We start from the raw sequence: 3,550 nt of genomic DNA, 5'->3' as shown, positions 1-3,550 counted from the left end.
AAAAACGGACTGCGGCATATCGGTCCCCTGCTCCACAGCCATCGGGATGATCATTTACAGGATTATATGCATTATTGGGAGCTGGTTTTGCAGCACCTTCCAGATACAGAAGAGGACATGTGGGACACGCTGATGGGTATGCATCCATTTGCCGGGAGGATGTATGAAGAGGCCCTGCTTGCTCATGAAAAATGGCAACAATGGATTGACTATCAGCTAAGCATACGCAGTGAACCTTTAAGTTTTCGGGTGAGCGTGCTGCAACCGATTGAAAAGAACGCACCCGAGTTGCTGCTGCCTTTTTACCATCAAGCGGTAGAACGTTATGTGCTGGAAAAAAACAGATCCAGCTATAAAGCAGCAGTTAAGCTGTTAAAGCGATTGTCCAAGCTGTACAAAAAAATGAAGCAAGAAACACGCTGGGAGCTGTTCTTCACGACCTTTACCAGCCGTCACAGCCGCCTGCGAGCGTTACAGGAGGAATTGCGGAAAGGGAAATTGTTATCATGAGCCAATATACCGAAACAATTACGGTGCATATCCAATTAACTACCTATGGAGACGCGCTAATCTATGGCGATTCTTCCATGAACTATAGCATTTCCGGCCAAATGCTGAAGCAACGCCTGTTTGCTTGGCATGAGGCTTCATTTTACGGCACCGAGCTGGAGATCCAGCATGTTCAAGACACCGATATTATCGTGCTGCCCTCGGAGCAAGTGATTCCTTTTTTGTCCGAGCAGGAGCTGCTGAAGCATATCGAATGGATCTGGGACGAGGCCCATGCCCCGTGGCTTCGGCTGATCCCTCTATTGGCTCACTGCATTGAGGCAAAAGCCTATGTGCCCAGCTTTGCGTCGTTTCAGGCAGGGAAGCTGCAATGGGAATGGGATACAGAAGCCTTGGAAAATATCCAACCGGCAGAGCTGGCTTTGCTGGACCGATTGGATCAGAACGAGCGCGCCGGGTTGATAGCGGCGTTCTCGGCCGCTGTATTTCAGCGCTGGTACGGCACCGAAGCGGAAGCCGCTGACCTGCGAAGAGAATATCCGATTCTCTTCGCCCCTAATCGCCAGGTCGCGGCCGGCCTGGATGCTCAGGCATGGCTGATCGCCATTGGCTGGAAGGCTGATACTGCGCCTTTCCGCCCGCTTCTGCAACTACTGGAGCCAGAGCTGGAGGACGACGAGCCGTCCTGGCAGCTCAAGCTTGTGTTGCAGGACAAGCAGGACCCGGCCTTGCTGGTGCCTGTACAGCTTGCCGATGATGGTTACGCATCCGGTTCATGGCCCGATGCGTGGACGGCGCATGTGCGTGAGCGCTCAGGCGGATGGTTGGAACGCTTGACCGCCATGTTGCCCGCAGGGCAGCGTGCCGGAAGCCGCGACGATATACTGAGTCGCCCGCTCTCCGACGAAGCAGCATGGCAATTCCTGACGACCGACAGCCAGCGTCTGCTGGAAAGCGGTTGGCAGGTACTGCTGCCGGCTTGGTGGGAGGCAGCCACCCGCAAGAAGCCAAAGCTGCGGGCCAAGGTTCGCCCAGGCGAAGGCTCGGAAGCGCGCGCGAAGGGCGGCTCGCTGTTCGGACTGGACTCGATTGTCCAGTTCGATTGGCGTGTAGCCATCGGCGATGCCGATCTGAGCGAGTCGGAATTCGCCGAGCTCGTGGCTCGCAACGAGCGCTTGGTACGCTTCCGCGGCCAATGGATCGCGCTCGACCCTGCGCTGCTGGCGCAAATCCGCCGAGCCATGAACGGGATCGACAGCGCTCAGGGATTGTCCTTTCAGGACATCCTGCAGCTGCATCTGCTCGGCAACACCGACGAGCCTGAAGGCAACGCTTCAGGCGAGCAGCCGGAGGACCCGGCACGCTTCCGACTAGAGGTCGAGCTGAACGCTCATCTGCTGAAGCTGATCAGCCAGCTCGGACGGCAATCGGAATGGCCTGCTTTGGACGTACCGGACGGGCTGCAAGCCGAGCTACGAACGTATCAGCAGGACGGGTACGCATGGCTTGCCTTTTTGCGGCGCTTTGGATTGGGCGCCTGCCTGGCCGATGATATGGGGCTCGGCAAAACGGTGCAGTTTATTACTTATTTACTGCACCTACAGGAAATTGCCGCCGAGACGGGTGTGCGCTCCAGTTCGTTGCTGATTTGCCCGACTTCGGTGTTGGGCAACTGGCAGAAAGAGCTCAGCCGCTTCGCTCCTTCATTGAGAGTCATGCTGCACTATGGAAGCAAGCGGGAGCAAGGAGATTGGTTCCGCGAAAAAGCCGAGCAAGCGGATGTCATCCTGACTTCTTTTGCTACAGCAGCTTTGGATCAAGAGCTGCTGCAAAGCATAACCTGGGATTCGATCTGCCTGGATGAAGCGCAAAACATTAAAAATGCACAAACCAAGCAATCCACTGCTGTTCGCAGCTTCCCTGCACGTCATCGTATCGCGTTGACAGGAACACCGATTGAAAATCGGCTGTCCGAGCTATGGTCCATTTATGATTTTATCAATCCAGGTTATCTGGGCAGCTCACGCGCCTTTAGCAACCGCTTTATGAATGCTATTGAGAAAGAACATAACGAGCAGCGCACAATGGATTTGCAAAAGCTGGTTCAGCCCTTCATGCTGCGGCGCAAAAAGAAGGACCCGGCGATACAGCTTGATTTGCCTGACAAGAACGAGATGAAAACGTACATTCACCTCACCTCCGAGCAGGGTGCACTCTATGATCAGATTGTTAAAGAGTTAATGGAACGGATGCAGAAGCTCGAGGGAATCGAGCGCAAAGGAGCTATTTTATCAGCTCTGACCCAGTTGAAGCAGCTTTGTGACCACCCTGCTCTCTTAACCAAAGAGGCGCTACCGGATGCAGCAGCTTCTGGTTATCGTCCATCCGATCTTGAAGCGATCATAAGCCGTTCATCCAAGCTGGAGCGCATTCTAGCTATGGTCAAAGAGCTACGGGAGGAAGGCGATCGCTGTCTTATTTTTACGCAGTATATTGGTATGGGGCAGATGCTTCAGCAGGTACTCGCTCAGGAGCTTCAAGAACCCGTGCTTTATCTGAATGGCAGTACATCCAAATCTGCGCGGGACCGAATGATTGAGCAATTCCAATCTCACACGCTCCCTCCTGACGAACAGCCGTCCGTGTTTATTTTATCGCTCAAAGCAGGGGGCGTGGGTCTCAATTTGACAGCTGCCAACCATGTCTTTCACTTTGATCGCTGGTGGAATCCGGCTGTTGAAAATCAGGCTACAGACCGAGCCTACCGGATGGGACAAACCAAAGATGTGCAGGTCCACAAATTCATCTCGCTCGGCACGCTGGAGGAACGCATTGACGAAATGCTGGAGAGCAAGCAGCAGCTCAGTGATCAAATCATCACCAGTACCGAGGGCTGGATTACGGAGCTGTCTACAGAAGCATTAAAAGACCTCTTCACGTTACGGCGCGATTGGGCATAATGATGTCTCATATCGGACTATCGTGTATACAGAGTACCCGTTCGGGTTCGTTATATGCCTATTTTAAGGTAGAGTAGTTT

Annotated in this window: 1 protein-coding gene and 1 pseudogene; both read left to right on the top strand. The window is 53.7% G+C overall.

Features of this window, described 5'->3' with window-relative positions; genetic code table 11:
* Nucleotides 1-510, top strand: a pseudogene (locus AC5V8P_RS24390) (SWIM zinc finger family protein); the annotation flags it as partial.
* The gene (locus tag AC5V8P_RS24385; protein ID WP_064795608.1) at nucleotides 507-3,470 is read left to right on the top strand and encodes a DEAD/DEAH box helicase; all 2,964 of its coding nucleotides are present in this window, start codon (nucleotides 507-509) and stop codon (nucleotides 3,468-3,470) included. The pseudogene AC5V8P_RS24390 and the gene AC5V8P_RS24385, both read left to right, overlap by 4 nt.
* Nucleotides 3,471-3,550 lie beyond the last annotated feature (80 nt).

It is taken from the genome of Paenibacillus sp. N119s, assembly GCF_059447605.1.
Note: the sequence above shows the minus strand (reverse complement) of the source record. Positions and strands in the feature narration are given on the sequence as shown.